Genomic DNA, 16462 nt, shown 5'->3' on the forward strand with positions numbered 1-16462 from the left:
CAATTTATTACCTTATTGGTATGAAAATGGAGGATGTGGGTCGATCGCCTTGGAAAGCTAAAAACAGTATTTGGTAGCTTGGGTTACGCAAAGCCTCCACCCAAGCTAACTGACTAAAAAAACTCATCAATGTTCAACTACTATAAATCTACACTTCTTGTAGATATTTGAAAAACTGAGAGATTCCCTTTGATTTTGGGTTGATGGTGGAAAAAGTTGTACCGAAGCAGGATAAGTTCTAAAGCATTACTTCAGTTCTCATAACATGAAGCAGAAAAAGCTCAACATGGGAATTCTCCCATACCTGTCAACTTAATGTGAAAGCCTTACTCAGTAGCGTTTCCACCCAGAGTCTATTGGTGACAACTTAAGCGATGGCAGGTTTTGTCAAGTGGTATATGGAGAAAAGTCTAAAAAGGCTTGCCGTCGAGATTTGGGTTGATATTTAACTATTCCCAAATCTTGATTTTGGTGAGAAATAAGATAAACCTCGGATTATTTTATAAGCTTGTTTTAAAGCTTCCCACTTATGATAAAAAAAAGCTCCCTTACATCTGACTGTCAAGGGAACTTAAGTGTGGTGTGAGGAGCAAACATATTGTTTGCATTGATAACATCATATCAAATTTTTGAAGAAGAAATTGTAAGGAAAATATAAATTTTGTGCGTTGTTGTAAATTCTATGATTGGGCATGGTAGCAGGTTAATGATGCAAAATTCAGCAGCTAGATATAAATAGACAGATTATATCTAAGTAGATGGGTGTTAAAAATTGTCGTTATAACAAGGCAGTTGGGGTAAGACTTTGAGTTAAATTTGCAGTTAGTTACATAGTTTATTTTACTTATGCCTACTTACGTAAAGGTATTTACAGCGATTCCATAAATTAAATTTGCTGTATCTACTTCCTCAGCGGGAATCAGCATCAACCAAACTTGGGAAACATCCATTACAATTTTTAAGGTATGTGTGTTTTTGTTAACTTTATTATCTTAGTCAAGTAAAGGTTTAGATTTAAACTTTTGCTCTGTGAAAAAAATTTGTGATAAATCCTGAGAAATAACTATGCCAATTCGTCAAGATACAATATGGGAGCATTTTCTATCCCCGTTAGTGAGGCTTTTGATTGATGAGAAAGCCTTGGGGGAATATGCCAAAAGTATAGACTGGGATCGAGAGAGCGATCGCATTCGTCGGGCAGATGTTGAAATTCCGTCCTATTATAGTAGTCAAAATTTCCACGGGATTGAAGGTGGATATCTGACATCAAATGCTGCGGTAAGCTACGATCCAATTACTCAATATGTTTTACCACCAAATGAAACTTGGATTCGTCAAGGTTTAATTGATGCTGTCAAAGTTGAACCACGTCGAATTTTAGATTTAGGTTGCGGTACAGGTTCAACAACCTTGATGTTGAAGCAAAAATTTCCCGAAGCTGAGATTATTGGTTTAGATTTATCACCATATATGTTGGTGAGGGCAGAACATAAAGCTGAAGCTGCGGCTTTAGATATCCATTTTCGCCATGGTAACGCCGAAAAAACTGGATACCCTGATGCAAGTTTTGATTTAGTCACCGCATCTTTGTTATTTCACGAAACACCTCCAGCTATATCCTTAAAGATTCTCCAAGAAAGTTTCCGCTTATTGACATCGGGGGGACAAATCCTAATTTTAGATGGGAGTCAGCGGACACTCCGACAAACGGAATGGCTAAATGATGTATTTGAAGAACCATATATCCGTGATTATGGGATGGGTAGTGTGGATGCTTGGATGGGGACAGCAGGTTTTGAGGCTGTGCAAACTCAGGATATGTGGTGGATTCATCAAATTACCTCCGGAGTCAAACCTATTTCGGCTGAAGCTGGTTTATCACAGATGAATGTGCGTAGCTATAGTCCAAAGTCGTTTGCTGAAGGAGATTTACAAGGGTTTCCTTCCCCAGCGTTTGAAAATCAGTGAACCATAATTGCTAAATCCTATACTACTAGTAGTCTGTCAAAATAAAAATGATGGTTGTAGAGACGTAGCAGTGCTACGTCTCTACCGGATTGTGGATGTGTATATAAACCGTCAAAATAAAATTGACAGACTACTAGTACCTTAAGGCAAAAGAAAGAAAGATGATTTTATAAGCTTTTCAGCCGTTTTTAATGGTAGCTTTATTTCCGCCGAACTGTACTAGATATGGTTGGAATAGATGAAAACTGCTGTAATCACCTTTCCTCCAAGACTTTCTTAAATATTGAAGGAGATTGGTATTTGTAGCCCCTCAAAAGGTTAAGATTTCTCTACCAGCTACAGCAAGCTAAACGTCCAATTAATCCAAAATCGAATGAGCTTAAAGGCAATTTTATTTGATTTTAACGGCGTTATTATCAACGACGAATCAATTCAGGAACAACTGATTAAGCAATTATTGCTTGGGGAAAACCTTACCCTAACTCAAGGTGAATATGAATGTACGTGGTTTGGAAAGAGCGATCGCGCTTGTTTGCGAGACTTGTTAAATAATCGTGGTAGGGTGGTTAATGAGGCATACTTGACAAAATTATTGCATAAAAAGTCTGAAGCATACTTACAAGAGTTGGAAAAGCTAGAGAAGTTACCCATATATCCCGGTTTAGAAGACTTGCTCTTCCAAGTGCGAAGCTTGCATAATGTTTCAGATGATAATTCCCAGGCTGTGAAAATTGGTTTAGTTAGTGGTGCCATTCGCCAAGAGATAGATATCGTACTCCAACGTGCCAATTTAACAGAATTATTTCAAGTTATTATTGCCGACGATGACATCCCAAATAGTCAATCAGAAACTGATGGTTATTTACTGGCAGTTGAACGCTTAAACCAACAATTCCCTGATTTAAACTTACAACCAAGCGAGTGTTTAGCAATCAAGAATAGTTTAATTGGGGTTCAAACTGCCAAAAGTGCAGGGATGCAGGTTGTGGGACTTGCCAATAATTATCCATTCCACATGTTGCAACGTTGTAGCAATTGGACTGTTGATTACTTGATGGATTTAGAGGTTGAAAGAGTGGTAGAAGTATTTTCGCAACAGCATTAGTTTGAGATCAAATCTAGCAAAGAATGCGGGTATTCAGATCCCCGACTTATTGAAGTCGGGGATCTATAATTTCTCAGGAAGATAAGTAAGTATATCTACTCAAACTCTGTTCATAGGTTTGTAACAACCTTTGAGATTCGGCGATGGTGATGCGCTTCTCTTCTAAAGCCAATTCGCAACGCTGACGAATATTTTCCACCATATCTTCAGCATCATATTGAACATAACTAACAACCTCCCTCATGGTGTCACCTTTGACTACATGCTCAATTTGGTAGCCTTTGGGTGTAAGTTGAATATGGACGGTGTTAGTATCGCCAAAAAGGTTGTGTAAGTTACCCATGATTTCCTGGTAGGCACCGTTAAGGAACATTCCCAGGTAGTAAGGTTCACCACGATTAAATGTGTGGAGTTCCAAAACTGATTTGACATCCCGCAAATCGATAAAGCTGTCGATTTTGCCGTCGCTGTCGCAAGTGAGGTCTGCTAAAATTCCCCTTTGTGTAGGTTCTTCTCCCAAACGGTGAATAGGCATGATGGGGAAAAGTTGATCTATTGCCCAACAATCTGGTGCTGATTGAAACACTGACAGATTGATGTAATAGATGGAAGCCATTATTTTCTCTAGATCTTCCAACTCATCAGGCACGTATTCATGCTGACGAGTAATGTGTAATATTTTATGACAGCAAGCCCAGTAAAGGCGTTCTGCTTTGGCACGTTCGGTAAGACTGTAGATGCCTAATTTAAAGCGACTGATGGCTTCTTCTTTAAATTGGGTTGCATCATGGTAGAGTTCTTGGAAGTTTTCGTTGTTGATTGATTGGTAGGTTTCCCAAAGATAGTTAATGATGTGGGATTCCCCTTCTTTGGGTGCTTCCGGTTTTTCCCGATTAACTTCACAAGTACTGAGGACATCGAAAATTAGGACTGATTGGTGAGATGCGATCGCGCGTCCACTTTCACTGATTAATGTTGGGACTGCAATTCCTTTTTCGGTACAAGTATCCTTTAACTCCGCCACTATATCATTGGCGTAGTTTTGCATGTTGTAGTTTTTGGAGGCGTAAAAGTTAGTTTGGGAGCCATCATAGTCCACACCTAAACCACCACCCACATCCAGATATTTCATGTTTGCTCCCAAAGCTGCCAACTCTACATAGATTTGGCTGGCTTCTTGAATGGCATCTTTAATGACATGAATGGAGGAAATTTGGGAACCGATGTGGAAATGTAATAGTTGCAGAGAGTCCAGCAAGTCGGCATTACGAAGTTTATCCACCGTTTCAATAATTTCGGGAATTGTCAACCCAAATTTTGCCCGATCTCCCGATGATGTTCCCCAACGTCCCATTCCTTGGGTGCTAAGTTTGGCACGAACACCTAAAATTGGTTTAATTCCCAATTGACGGTGAGCTTCAATAACTAAATCCACCTCTTCTATCTGCTCTAGGACGATGATGGGGGTTTGTCCTAACTTCGTTGCCAACATTGCGGTTTCCACGTACTCACGGTCTTTGTAGCCGTTGCAAACCAGCAATGCTCCAGGGGTATCCAATAGTGCCAGAGCAATCATTAACTCTGGTTTAGAACCAGCTTCTAAGCCGAATTGATGGGGTTTACCGAATTTAACTAAATCTTCGATTAAATGGCGTTGTTGGTTGCATTTTACAGGGAAAACACCACGGTAAACACCGGGGTAACTGTAACGTGCGATCGCTCTTGCGAAACAAGCGTTTAACCGTTCAATTCGATCTTCAAGAATATCAGAAAAGCGAATTAGCAAGGGAAGTCCTAAATTTCGCTGTTTGAGGGAATTTACCAATTCAAACAAATCTAGGGAACCACCTCTTTCACCTTTCGGGGAAACTGTAATATGTCCAGCTGCATTTATGGAAAAATAAGGTCGTCCCCAACCTTCAATCCGGTACAAATCTTCGCTATTCTCAATTGTCCAACTTTGATTTGAGGAATTTTGCGTATTACTCGGTAAAAGTAGCTGTTTTTGCTTTTTACTAATCTCCAATGCTGCTTTTTTGGCATTAGCGGGAGGATTCACCACCTCATTAGTCTTAGCAGTTGACTCAACACCCATTTTTTACTATATCTCCACGTATCGCCCACGAATATTAAATTTAACTCATTCATCGCTGGGTGGAGAAGTTAACTGAATAATAGTTTTTGGAGAACAGGGAACAGGAAATGGGGAATAACTATCTAATCGGACATTTGCTCTTGACTATTACCCCTCGACTGTGGACTATTGTCCTTGGACTAGTTAAAAATTTCCAGGAGTAAGATAATGGAACGCACTTTTTTAGCGATTAAACCCGATGGTGTGCAACGTCAGCTTGTGGGTGAAATTATCCGTCGGTTTGAAACTAAAGGTTTTACACTGGTTGGCTTAAAATTTATGAAGGTTAGCCGTGAATTAGCTGAGTCACACTACGGTGTTCACCGTGAAAGACCTTTCTTTGCTGGGTTGGTAGATTTTATTACATCTGGTCCAGTTGTAGCAATGGTTTGGGAAGGTGATGGGGTTGTGGCAGCTGCAAGAAAAATGATTGGTGCAACTAATCCTCTTGCTTCGGAACCTGGAACTATTCGTGGTGATTTTGGGGTTAATATTGGTCGTAATATTATCCACGGTTCTGACGCTGTGGAAACTGCACAGCAAGAGGTTTCGCTGTGGTTCAAGGATGAGGAACTAGTTAGCTGGGAACCTCAAATTAAATCCTGGTTGTACGAGTAAATAATAACGTAGAGACGTAGCACTGCTACGTCTCTACAGGATTGGGAATTCATCTACTAATTGTGTATCAAAATAAAATTGTTCTTGAACCTACAACTATTTTTAGGTAAATAGACCACGATGTAGGGGGTTTAGCATTGCTAAACCCCTACCTTTGATGTGCTTCAAATAGTTGAAAACTGCTGCAAACCGAATACATCACGTTGTTAACTTATTTTGTTGCTTCTTGTTTTTCTAGTTCTTCAATTTCAGCAACAACGGGAGTTTCCTCAGATTTGTTACGTTTGGAAAAACCCCATGCGAGGATGAGTGCGATCGCGCTTACCATAATCCACTGTGGTGGTACGAGTGCATCGTTCACAACTTTCAGCAACAACCGTAACCCCACTAAAGCCACAGTAATATAACCTGCATCTTCCAAGTAAGCATATTCATCTAACCAGCGAATAAACAAACCAGCCATAAACCGCAGTGTAATCACACCAACTGTAGTTCCAGTAATTACTAACCAAGTTTCATTCGATACAGCAATCGCAGTAGTAACACTATCTAACGAAAAGGCTAAATCGGTGAGGGCAATGACAGGGATTACCTGCAACAATGAAGCGTATTTTGGACCATGATGTTGATGTTCTTCGTCTTCTTCGGAGGTAAAATGTTGAAACACCAGCCACAACAAGTAAGATGCACCCAGTAGCTCGAACTGCCAAAATTGCTGTACCCATGTCGCTGTTAACAAAAGAGTGATTCGCAACACATAGGCAACCACCAAACCGAAGTTCAGCGCTTGTTGTTCGAGTTTTTTGTCCCCTAATCCTTGGGCAATTGCCGCAAGTGCGATCGCATTATCAGCTGATAATATAGCCTCTAGGAAAATCAACACCAGCAGGACTATCGGTGCTTCAACACTGACATGAAAATGAAGATAATCAAAAATTTGGTCTAGCATTCCCTTGATCTCAAGCCTTAAAATTTATAAATCAATAAATCAACAGCAATAGGTATTTAGCGCAAACTTTTTTGGGTGGCTGTGCCTTCAAAAATAGTTTGTAAGAAGAATAAAAAGCACTATAATTTGCTGCTTTAATTTAAGCTTAACTTGTGACCGAGAATTTCTACATACGGATTATCCCACCTATGTGCTCAGAATTAGGGGAAGTCAACCCAGAAACTTGTAATTTATCGCAGTTCTCAGTAGGGGCAAACAACCGTTTGCCCTAATTTCAGTTGTTATCAGGATTTTTCAACACACTGGGTATATCCCTGATGATACGTTGGGCAATATCTGCGGGTGTTTCTCCGGCTTGGATGGTAATTTTGAGGTCAGATTGGGAGTAAAGTGGGTACCGCGTTTCCATCAGCGATACCAGTTTCTCTTCCAGCCCAGTATCCTGTAATAATGGTCGGGTTGTATCTTCCCTCAACCGTCTTTCCAATTCTGCAACAGGGACATCCAACCACACCACTAAACCCTGACGCAAATAACTCCAATTTTCGCGCTTCAAAATAATTCCCCCACCTGTCGCAATTGTCAAGCGGGTAAAAGCAGCAATTTGTCCGAGGACATCACTTTCTAATTGACGAAATGCATCTTCTCCATCTTCCGCAAATATTTGGCTAATATTTTTACCTGCGGCTTTAGTAATTACATCATCACTATCTACAAAGCCATAGCCTAAATCTTTTGCTAATAAACGACCTAGCGTCGTTTTACCAGCACCCATCATTCCGACTAAGTATAAATTAAGTCCTTTTAATAAATCGTTCATTACTCAAAATCTACAGATCAACACTCAGATCATCATTACAGCAGATTTTTGATCAATAAAGTACAGAAAAGCAAAAACCTTGTAGAGACAGCATATATTGCGTCTTTCAAAAAACTAACACTCAGGAATATAAATATAAACTTGTTTTATTTTAACTTTATTTAACTGTTCTCCATCTGAAGTTTTTACATTCACATATTTGTTTGATTTACTAAACCCAGTCATTTCCCCTTTGATTACTTTTTTTGTGTCGCTGTCAATATAATTTCTGATTTCAACTTGATAGCCAATAAGTTTTTCAACATCAATATCCTCATCCTCATTGGTATCTTCAAGCATTGTATCTATGATGTCTCGTAATGGTTTTGGCAATCCTAATTTTTTTCAAAAATTTGCTATTATATATAGCTTCATCCCAATTTTTTCCTTCTTTAATCTGTTCTAATGTCAAATCTTTTACAGCTTTCAAATTAGTAAATCTCAGGTTAGTATTAGTGAGTTTTGCTCCAGAAAAATTTGTAGAGTACCATCTTTCATATCCATTATATTGAGGATCGCATTCATCATCATATACAAATTCAAAATTATTATCTATCATTTCTTCGTCCCATGTATTAGCATTTACAAGCCTTGCATTACTTAAATCGGCATTTGTAAATTTTGTATCTTGTATATATGAATTCTCAAGATTAGCTCCACTAAGATTAGCATCAGTAAAGTTAGCACCGTTTATATTAGCTTCACTAAGATTAGCTCCACTAAGATTAGCATCAGTAAAGTTAGCACCGTTTATATTAGCTTCACTAAGATTAGCTCCACTAAGATTAGCATCGGTAAAGTTAGTACCGTTTAGGCTAACACCATTGAGCTTAATGCCATTAAGATTAATTCCACTAAAGTTAGCAGTTTGTAGTATAAATGGTAAAAGCTCAGTATCTTGTAGAAAATGTAAAATTCTATTTTGACGCTCCATATCATTTTCTAGTCTTCGCAATATAGTTACTGTTCTTATACGCGCTACATCTCGAACAGAGTTATCTTTACTATTGCTTCCATCTTTACCAATAAATAATTCATCTCGACTTGTTTTATTGATTAAAATTGCTGCCATCCGGTCAATATAATCCTGAAAAGCCTCTTCACGTAAATTAGCTTCAGCAATATCTTTTTCAAATTTTTCTCGCTTTTCAGCCTGTTCCTTTTCAACTTTCGCTAATTCTTCAGCTTGCTCTTTTTCAACTTTAACTCGCTTTTCTGCTCGCCGTTGTTCATTAGATTGAAACTGAAATAAAACGATTGGAATTGCCAAAGTACCACCTAAACCTAACCAATCCCAAAGTGTCTTACCTGATTGAAAATGTTCAGTTTCAGTTTTCTTAACACTAATGATCTTTCCGTCTTTGATTGTTGTCTCTATACTTTTTGATTTATTTGAATCTTGTCCAAAACCACTCCAGCTAAATTGGTAGAGAACAAGAACACTACTAACAATGCTGATCAATAGTAATAAATAAAACAAAGATTTTACTGAAAATACCTGATAAATGCCTGTGCTTGTCTTCATAAAATCCGAAAAAACACCACCATATCTGATACATGACTAAAAAGGTTTATTTCGCAAACTCTACAAACATACATTAAATATTTTCGGAGAGTTTAACAGTTGAAGCTGGGAGAAAATAATAGCAATTTCTAAAAAAATAAAATCGAACACTTTCTAACAATTATCGAACAAATATACAAACAATAGTGTATCACTTAGAACGCCTCAATTGCCAAACACACACAAAGAATTATTTGGATCTCTAAGCTATCCCAAATTTAGCTTATGTGATTTTTTTTTCACTGAAAGCATAATTTTATCAATACCTAGTTTTTGATTATGGGAATTCATATTAATCTTGATTAAGACACTCTTATGCTGATAATCATCTTCGCTCAAAGTTTATTGACTGCTTGCACGAAAATGTTTCTTTAAATAATTTTCAAACAAAGAATGATTAATTAAGAAAGAAGCTTTTTGTTGATGACTAAATATCAGATTTTCCTCAATTAATCTCTCCGTCAAATATTGAACAAAAACAGGTGCAATAGTAAATTTATAATCTTGATGCTCAATTAGAGATTTTCTTTGCAATAATTCCATTGCTTCCAAAATTAAGCGTTGCGATATTCTGGGTGCAATATTTTTATTAATTTGCGCTAAAGACAACAAGTCTGAATTAAATGCTAAGTAGTACAATATTTGCTGCTCAATCAGATTTAAACTGTGAAATTGGCTATCTAAAATAGTTCTTATCTCACCAAAAATCATTGTTTGTTGTTCAATAAAGCTACCTATATCACAAAAAAATAAGTCTTTAATTGTACTTGCAACTATTTTTAAAAATAGGGGATTACCATTATATATACTATTTAAAAATTCACATTCATCTAGTTTTAAATTAGTCAGACCTTTTGCTTTCAGTACCTCAGCGCTTTCGCTGTCGGATAATCCGGTTAAACTAAAGTTTTGAACCCTTTGTATATTTCCTCCTAAAGCATTTACTTCTTGAGGCTTTTCACGACTTGTAATTAAAATACAGCTTTGATGTTGCGATTCACCTAAGCGTCGAATTAAATCACCATATTTTTCATAACCTGGACGATAATGAATCTGGTGTAGTTTAGATTCCTGATTGATATCAATTTGTCTAATTCTAGGTGCTTGTTCCAAGTGGACAACAGTTTGATCAGGTGATTCGCTAGTTAAAATTGAGTCGAAAGCATCAAACACTATTAGACATTTATAAGTTCGTAGATATTCAAGTACATGATTAATTTTTTCTTCAACTGTGTCTGTAGCTTTTAACTCACTTAAAGGTGATAAAAACTCAATCAATTGATTGAGAATTATATCTAGAGATGGAGTTAGATGTAGTGAACGCCAAAATACAAATTCAAAGTTATCTTGAACTTGTTGTGCTAACTTGATTGACAAAGCTGTTTTACCAATTCCAGCTATTCCCAAGATAAATATCAACTGGGATTTGTCTTCAATAATTGCTTGCTGGAGTTGAATAATTTCAGCTTTTCTTCCATAAAAAATGCTTACATCGACAGCTTCACCCCAATTTTGTTGAGAATTTTTAACTGGTGTGCAATTATTATCAGGTTGATTTTTATTAATTAGGTGATTATCTGCTTCAATTAAACTGTTTTTTTTATATCCTGCTTTCTCTAATAACTGAGTTACTCGACTCCAAATTTTAATTTTCACATTTGTTTGAGTTTGGTTACTTAACATCTCCTCTAAATACTTGTACAAACCATTGGAAAGATATACTCTGACAGTGCTACTACTGCGGCTTTTATAAACTGTAGTGGCAATTTCCGCAGGACTAAACCCACATAGTAAACCTCTTAAAAACTTCTTTTCAACGGGTGTCAAAGCTTTTCCTTTTGAGGATGCTAAATCAATATATAGTTTTTCCAATTCCCAATAGTTTCTTGCTTCGATAAATTCCTCTTCTTGCGGATGAAAATCACTATTTGCCATTTTTACGATAATAACTATATTATTCTACATAGGTAATATTAACGATATTTAGATTAAGACATAATAAACAAAGAATGAATTTATAACGAATTTGATAACAGTTGTTAGGTGACTTAGGAATAAATGCTTCGATATCTTTAGACTTAACAGAAGTTTTAAATTTGCTTGACTGAAACTTTATTAAAATATTACAAGTCAGCAGTATTAGTCAGCGGCAGTTATGTAACTGAGACTTCTAAAATCAGGTTGTTTTCTAAGCCAACTACAATCGAATAAGTGTAATATTGGTTGTTTTTGTTACTGGAATTTATCTACTTTTGTCGTAGTCAAGATGCTTTGAATCTGAAAGTCTTCGAGATGAGGTGTAAAACATTACTTATGGCTCTAACTACGAGAAAACAGCTTCACAAAATAAATGGTTGAGACATTGATTCTTTGTGCATATTTGATTGGAATCAGCCTGAAAAAGTAGGTGTGGCGTAGTGAGGTTTTAACATGGATACAATTCGTGATATAGCTAAAGAAGCTTTAAGCAAGGGTTATTTGACAGTGGAAGCAGAAAATCAGCTACGGTGCTTACTGGCAAGTAGGTATGAGTTAGAAGACTTTAATGCTTTTATGGCTTTGCAGGAGGCAGCAATGATGGGTAAAGTGAGGCAAGAATCGCGGGAAGATTGTAAAATCTAGCTTCATCTGGCTATGCAACATTCGCTTTCAAAGTATTCAAACCTTGCCTATTTTGAAAACTGTAGTTTGAAGTCGAGATTGTGAGTAGACATAGCTTGCTTCTTTGCAGGAGTAAAGCCTGAGAAAACTCCACTTTTGGTTATTTTGGTTATGGACGAGGTTTGGTTGTTATTTTCGGTTATTATTTTGGCGTGATACCCTGGATGAATCGCCGTCTGAAGGTTTATCTTCGTCTTCAAAATCATCATCTTCGTCGAAAAGACCCCAATCATCATCCTGATTTTCATTATCTTCGCTTTCATCTTGTAATTTGGTGGGTGCTTCCTCAGGTGATGATGGATAGGGTGGGATGATGACTCGATAATCGGCATCATAAATTGATTCTGTTTTGCCAACACTGGAACCTTTGGGTTCTTGGTAGCTGTAGGAATAGGTAGAATTTGATTGAGGGGTGTTTTTTGGCTGTCGTTGGGGTTGATAGTTGTCAGTGTCCCTCACTCTTTGTTTTCTATTTTGAGGGGGAGTTTCTTCTTCTGAGTCAAATTCCCAATCATCAGTATTTCGGTTCATGTCCCAATCGTCATCATCCTCATATTCATTATCTAGTTTTTGGTTTACGCGATCGCTAACTCTCTCCGAAGTAGAATCCCGTAGTTTGTCTTTATTTTCTCCCCTGGTGGAAGAATTCCCATAGCTACCTGTGGGTTCTTCTTCACGAGAAGTCTGGGTACGCTGTGATGCTGAAGCTGATTTGACTTTATTTTGTTGGGTTTTTCTGCCAAAATAATTTGAGAATCCAAACAAACCGCTAATAAATACAGTTGTTGCCGCACCCGCAGCAGTACTAAATAAAATCCACATTGCTAAGGGTAATCCTTGAGTTGCCATACCAAAAAATTTCAATGGTAGTACTGGCGACCAGTTGTATGCTAACAGTAATGTTAGTCCCCCTAATATTGTCACTAAGAGTATTAAACGAATTACAGGCATATCTCAATAGGGGTGCGGGTTAATTGGGAAAATAGATCTAGATTCTGTTGCTCAACAAACTCATGATTAAAGACCCTTATTAAAAATACATTATTTTCTTCCTTCCCAACGTTGTAGGGGAATACAATCAATATCTAATTGATCTAAGGCACGGGCAACTACAAAATCAACTAAATCTTCGATGGTTTGGGGATTATGGTACCAAGCGGGAATTGCTGGAACTATGCGGACTCCTGCCTCAGCTAGGGTAGTGAGGTTTCGTAGATGGATGACACTAAAAGGAGTTTCACGGGGTACTATAACTAGTTTACGCCCTTCCTTGAGTTGTACATCTGCCGCACGTTCGAGTAAGTCGGAACTTAAACCCGTGGCGATTTTGGCAACAGTACTCATGCTACAGGGAATTACAATCATTCCTAGGGTGCGGAAGGAACCGCTAGCTATGTTTGCCCCGACATCCCCGGAATGATGACAACGCAGCTTTCCCGCAGTTTCTACACCTGCTTGTTGTCGCCAAAATTCTTCCTGTTGAATGGGTTCTGATGGCATTCGGATATTTTGTTCTGACAGCCAAACCATTTGTGCGGATTTGGAAGCAACTAGTTCGATGTGGTAGTCGGCAGCAAGTAGATATTTGAGGGTACGAACAGCATATATGAGTCCGGATGCTCCTGAGACAGCGACAATGAGGGGTTTTTTTGACACAGAATGGGGGGAGTGAGGAGTGGGGGAGTGGGGGAGTGAGGGAGTGGGGGAGTGGGGGATAAAATGAGTTTATTTGATTTATTGCTGGTGCTGCGCTCCCAGTTAAAGGATATCTATCCCCCTTCTTCCCTACTTACTTTTTTCTCAATCTTCGTCTTCGTAACCTTGAAGTTCATCGGGTTCCATATCAACTTCTGGGTAGATATGGTTTTCGTCGTCGTTGATACCGTAACCTTTAGCGATACCTTCGCTATTTACGGTTACTAGATCGATTTGCTGACGATAGTAGTCAACACTCTTAACTTGAACGGCAACGCGATCGCCTAATCGATAGGATGCACGATTTTTGCGTCCAAATAATGCCTGTTGCCTTGCCCGATATTCGTACCAGTCGTCTTTGAGGGAACTGACGTGTACTAATCCTTCGACTCGCAAGGGTGTGATGGTGTTGATGTTGTTTTCGCCGGGTGCAACTTCGATTTCCACAAAGAACCCGTATGATTGAACACCAGTAATTACACCATTGAAGACTTCACCAATGCGTTGTTTCATCAACGAAGCACGTTGTAAACCTGCTAAATCGGCTTCTGCTTCTTGAACTTCCTTTTCCCTATCGTTGAGTTGGGTGATTACCCTTGCCAAATCGCTTTGGATTTCCGATTGCAGTTCGGGTGCTAAAACGTTCCAGTTGATTTCATCATGGCTGTTGGAGGAACGTAAGTTGATTCTTTCCTTCACGCGGGTGTTACGGCGATCGCGTCCATTTTCGATCAAGCTGTAGTAAACCCGTTGTATGAGTAAATCCGGGTAGCGTCGTAGCGGGGATGTAAAGTGCAGATATTCGGGTAATGCTAATCCGAAGTGTGCAGCTTTATTAGTTGTGTAAACTGCTGGTTTGAGGGTGTCTTGTAATAGGTAAGTTAAGACTTGCTCAGAAGCTGATTCGGCAAATACCTGAGTTAGCTGTTGGTAATCTAGGGGTTGAACATCCACATCTTCCGGAAGCATGAGTTCAATTCCCAAATTAATCGCTAATTTGAGCATTTCTTGGACATCTTCCGAATCTGGTACTCCTTGGACACGCCAAATTGCGGGAATTGCTAAAGCATTGAAATGGACTGCCATCAATTGGTTGACAAGTAGCACCACTTCTGAAAGGAGCGATCGCACTGGTGAATCACTGCCGATTACACAGCCGAGGGTTCCTTCGTCGTAGTAGGGGTTTTGGGTGGATGGTAAATTTAACTGGAGGCTACCACGACTAACCCGTGCTTGTTTGAGCAAGCTGCCTAAGCTTTGCAACTGAGTTAACATCTCTTTAATTTCGGCAGTATCTTTGGTTTTTCTGCCTGTACTCTTGAGAATGTCGGTTGCTTGTTGTTCGCTTAGGTGTTTATCCACCTTGATAACGGTGGGTTCAGTTCGCCAATCTACGACTTTCCCGGTTTTTGGCTCAATCTCAATCAGCACCGAAACAGTTAAGCGATCGCTTCCTGCCACCAATGCACATCTTTCGATTACCCCCTCTGGGAACATGGGTAGGACTAATTCGCCCAAATACACTGTCCGTCCCCGTTTGAGTGCCTCACGGTCAAGGATTTCGTCTGGTTGGACATAGTGGGAAACATCACTGATGTGGAAACCTAATAGCAAATTTCCATCTTCAGCAGGTTCCAAACTCAAGGCATTTTCTACCAGCTTAGAGTCAGAATTACTACCTAGTGAGATGGTGAAATTACCACGCAAATCCAAGCGATCCTTTAAATCAGCCTTGAGAATTTTCTTAGATAACTTGCTCGCAGCATCCAACACGTTATCTGAGAAAGTCCGGGATAAGTCATGTTTACAGGTGACTAAATCGATATCGGCAGCCGCTTCTGCATCACTACCAAGAATTTGCACAACCCGCCCCAGAGGGGGGTACTGTGCCAGAGGATACCGCAGAACCTCCACATGTGCTAAGTGGTCAATGGCTTCCTCAAAATGACCATTATTTGCTTGAAGCTTCAATTCAAACAATAACCGATCATCTAGAGGAACAGCCCGAAAGCCTGCTTCTACCTGCTTAATTCTGGCTAAGAGAGTATGATTCGAGCGTTCGAGAATCAACTTAACTTCACCTTCAGGAGAACGACGACGGCTACCTTCTTTCAGGACTTTCACCAAAACGCGATCGCCATTCCAAGCATTACTCAAATGACTCTCGCGGATATAAATATCCTCAGCAGCTTCCACATCTTGAATTGCAAAGCAAAAACCCTTGCTAGAACAGCGCAGTTTTGCCTCAATTACTCCTTCTTCGGGTACACGGCGATATTTACCTCGTTCCTTCACCAAAATCCCCAGCTTTTCTAAAACCTCCAATGTAATTTGTAATTTTTCTAAACTGACTTCATCCTCGCAACCGAGTTTTTTTTCTAACAGTTTGCGAGCTACCAATTTATCATCGGTGAAATTGGCAAGGAGTGTAGCGATTGAAAATTCCATGCAGTGAACCGACCTTTGGTCAAAACATCATTTTTTGGGTGTTGTAAATATGGTTCCTTGCTTGTGAACCTCACAGTCCTGCGAGAGGACGACCGAAGTTTGCCCAAGAAGTAATACTTCCTGCGAAACTTCTCACTGCACGACAACCTTAGAGTTGATCTACATCCAAGAACTACCTTGAGTTCAACAATCTAACTAATGACCTTTGATGGGTTATTTCCCAAAACAGCCGCTAGCTTGTGTAGTTGGCTATTTCCTAGGTGTTAGTTAGGACACAGTGACTTTTGTAAAGCTGTTTATCTCTACTTGATAATGGCAGGCTGGATTTAATTTAGCCTCCCGGAAGGAAATTCAAGATTGAGACTTGAGAAAATCACAGGTGTTAAATTGTGCAACTGGTAGGTGCTTTTAGGTCATAGGACTCCGACTTTTTACTAGGATAAATTGCCAGAAACCAACTG

The 16462-nt window shown here is 39.0% G+C and carries 13 protein-coding genes; 4 read left to right on the forward strand and 9 right to left on the reverse strand.

Annotation, left to right across the window (positions count from 1 at the left end):
* The first annotated feature begins 1065 nt into the window (after positions 1–1065).
* Complete coding sequence (locus CAL6303_RS05185) at positions 1066–1968, forward strand: class I SAM-dependent methyltransferase (protein ID WP_015196791.1); 903 nt, start codon at positions 1066–1068, stop codon at positions 1966–1968.
* A 373-nt stretch (positions 1969–2341) separates the two neighbouring features.
* Positions 2342–3073 carry an HAD family hydrolase gene (locus CAL6303_RS05190; RefSeq protein WP_015196792.1) on the forward strand — a complete coding sequence of 244 codons (732 nt, stop codon included), beginning with the start codon at positions 2342–2344 and terminating at the stop codon, positions 3071–3073.
* Between the two features lie 73 nt (positions 3074–3146).
* Here the strand turns inward: CAL6303_RS05190 and speA are convergent, their stop codons facing one another.
* On the reverse strand, positions 3147–5168 hold the full coding sequence (gene speA, locus CAL6303_RS05195) for a biosynthetic arginine decarboxylase (RefSeq protein ID WP_015196793.1): 2022 nt from the start codon (positions 5166–5168) through the stop codon (positions 3147–3149).
* Positions 5169–5375: 207 nt separating this feature from the next.
* Here speA and ndk point away from each other — a divergent pair, with 207 nt between their 5' ends.
* Positions 5376–5825 (forward strand): nucleoside-diphosphate kinase, encoded by a 450-nt coding sequence (gene ndk / locus CAL6303_RS05200; protein ID WP_015196794.1) that lies wholly within the window; start codon positions 5376–5378, stop codon positions 5823–5825.
* A 211-nt stretch (positions 5826–6036) separates the two neighbouring features.
* Here ndk and CAL6303_RS05205 read toward each other — a convergent pair whose 3' ends face one another.
* From CAL6303_RS05205 to CAL6303_RS05225, 5 genes are all read right to left on the reverse strand, one after another.
* A complete protein-coding gene (locus tag CAL6303_RS05205) occupies positions 6037–6774 on the reverse strand; it encodes a TerC family protein (protein ID WP_015196795.1) in 738 nt (245 codons plus the stop codon).
* 274 nt (positions 6775–7048) lie between these two features.
* On the reverse strand, positions 7049–7594 hold the full coding sequence (locus CAL6303_RS05210; RefSeq protein WP_015196796.1) for a shikimate kinase: 546 nt from the start codon (positions 7592–7594) through the stop codon (positions 7049–7051).
* Positions 7595–7708: 114 nt separating this feature from the next.
* Entirely contained in the window at positions 7709–7933 is a 225-nt protein-coding gene (locus CAL6303_RS05215) for a hypothetical protein (RefSeq protein WP_015196797.1), read from the reverse strand.
* Positions 7926–9158, reverse strand: a complete 1233-nt coding sequence (locus CAL6303_RS05220; protein ID WP_015196798.1) for a pentapeptide repeat-containing protein — start codon at positions 9156–9158, stop codon at positions 7926–7928. Before CAL6303_RS05220 ends, CAL6303_RS05215 begins: the two co-directional genes overlap by 8 nt.
* A 381-nt stretch (positions 9159–9539) precedes the next feature.
* Positions 9540–11132 carry an NB-ARC domain-containing protein gene (locus CAL6303_RS05225; RefSeq protein WP_015196799.1) on the reverse strand — a complete coding sequence of 531 codons (1593 nt, stop codon included), beginning with the start codon at positions 11130–11132 and terminating at the stop codon, positions 9540–9542.
* Between the two features lie 495 nt (positions 11133–11627).
* Between CAL6303_RS05225 and CAL6303_RS05230 the strand changes: the two genes are divergently transcribed.
* Positions 11628–11819, forward strand: a complete 192-nt coding sequence (locus tag CAL6303_RS05230; protein ID WP_015196800.1) for a hypothetical protein — start codon at positions 11628–11630, stop codon at positions 11817–11819.
* A gap of 168 nt (positions 11820–11987) precedes the next feature.
* Here the strand turns inward: CAL6303_RS05230 and CAL6303_RS05235 are convergent, their stop codons facing one another.
* The 3 genes from CAL6303_RS05235 to CAL6303_RS05245 form a co-directional block, all read right to left on the reverse strand.
* Positions 11988–12809 (reverse strand): hypothetical protein, encoded by an 822-nt coding sequence (locus CAL6303_RS05235; RefSeq protein WP_015196801.1) that lies wholly within the window; start codon positions 12807–12809, stop codon positions 11988–11990.
* A gap of 90 nt (positions 12810–12899) precedes the next feature.
* On the reverse strand, positions 12900–13514 hold the full coding sequence (locus CAL6303_RS05240; RefSeq protein ID WP_015196802.1) for a flavin prenyltransferase UbiX: 615 nt from the start codon (positions 13512–13514) through the stop codon (positions 12900–12902).
* Between the two features lie 144 nt (positions 13515–13658).
* On the reverse strand, positions 13659–16001 hold the full coding sequence (locus tag CAL6303_RS05245) for a ribonuclease R family protein (RefSeq protein ID WP_015196803.1): 2343 nt from the start codon (positions 15999–16001) through the stop codon (positions 13659–13661).
* Positions 16002–16462 lie beyond the last annotated feature (461 nt).

This window comes from Calothrix sp. PCC 6303 (assembly GCF_000317435.1).
Lineage (GTDB): Bacteria > Cyanobacteriota > Cyanobacteriia > Cyanobacteriales > Nostocaceae > PCC-6303.

What these genes read in the sequence shown, in the direction of transcription:
- CAL6303_RS05185 (WP_015196791.1), top strand. Translation starts at nt 1,066, where the DNA reads ATGCCAATTCGTCAAGATACAATATGGGAGCATTTTCTATCCCCGTTA.
- CAL6303_RS05190 (WP_015196792.1), top strand. Translation starts at nt 2,342, where the DNA reads ATGAGCTTAAAGGCAATTTTATTTGATTTTAACGGCGTTATTATCAAC.
- speA (WP_015196793.1), bottom strand. Translation starts at nt 5,168, where the DNA reads ATGGGTGTTGAGTCAACTGCTAAGACTAATGAGGTGGTGAATCCTCCC.
- ndk (WP_015196794.1), top strand. Translation starts at nt 5,376, where the DNA reads ATGGAACGCACTTTTTTAGCGATTAAACCCGATGGTGTGCAACGTCAG.
- CAL6303_RS05205 (WP_015196795.1), bottom strand. Translation starts at nt 6,774, where the DNA reads ATGCTAGACCAAATTTTTGATTATCTTCATTTTCATGTCAGTGTTGAA.
- CAL6303_RS05210 (WP_015196796.1), bottom strand. Translation starts at nt 7,594, where the DNA reads ATGAACGATTTATTAAAAGGACTTAATTTATACTTAGTCGGAATGATG.
- CAL6303_RS05215 (WP_015196797.1), bottom strand. Translation starts at nt 7,933, where the DNA reads ATGCTTGAAGATACCAATGAGGATGAGGATATTGATGTTGAAAAACTT.
- CAL6303_RS05220 (WP_015196798.1), bottom strand. Translation starts at nt 9,158, where the DNA reads ATGAAGACAAGCACAGGCATTTATCAGGTATTTTCAGTAAAATCTTTG.
- CAL6303_RS05225 (WP_015196799.1), bottom strand. Translation starts at nt 11,132, where the DNA reads ATGGCAAATAGTGATTTTCATCCGCAAGAAGAGGAATTTATCGAAGCA.
- CAL6303_RS05230 (WP_015196800.1), top strand. Translation starts at nt 11,628, where the DNA reads ATGGATACAATTCGTGATATAGCTAAAGAAGCTTTAAGCAAGGGTTAT.
- CAL6303_RS05235 (WP_015196801.1), bottom strand. Translation starts at nt 12,809, where the DNA reads ATGCCTGTAATTCGTTTAATACTCTTAGTGACAATATTAGGGGGACTA.
- CAL6303_RS05245 (WP_015196803.1), bottom strand. Translation starts at nt 16,001, where the DNA reads ATGGAATTTTCAATCGCTACACTCCTTGCCAATTTCACCGATGATAAA.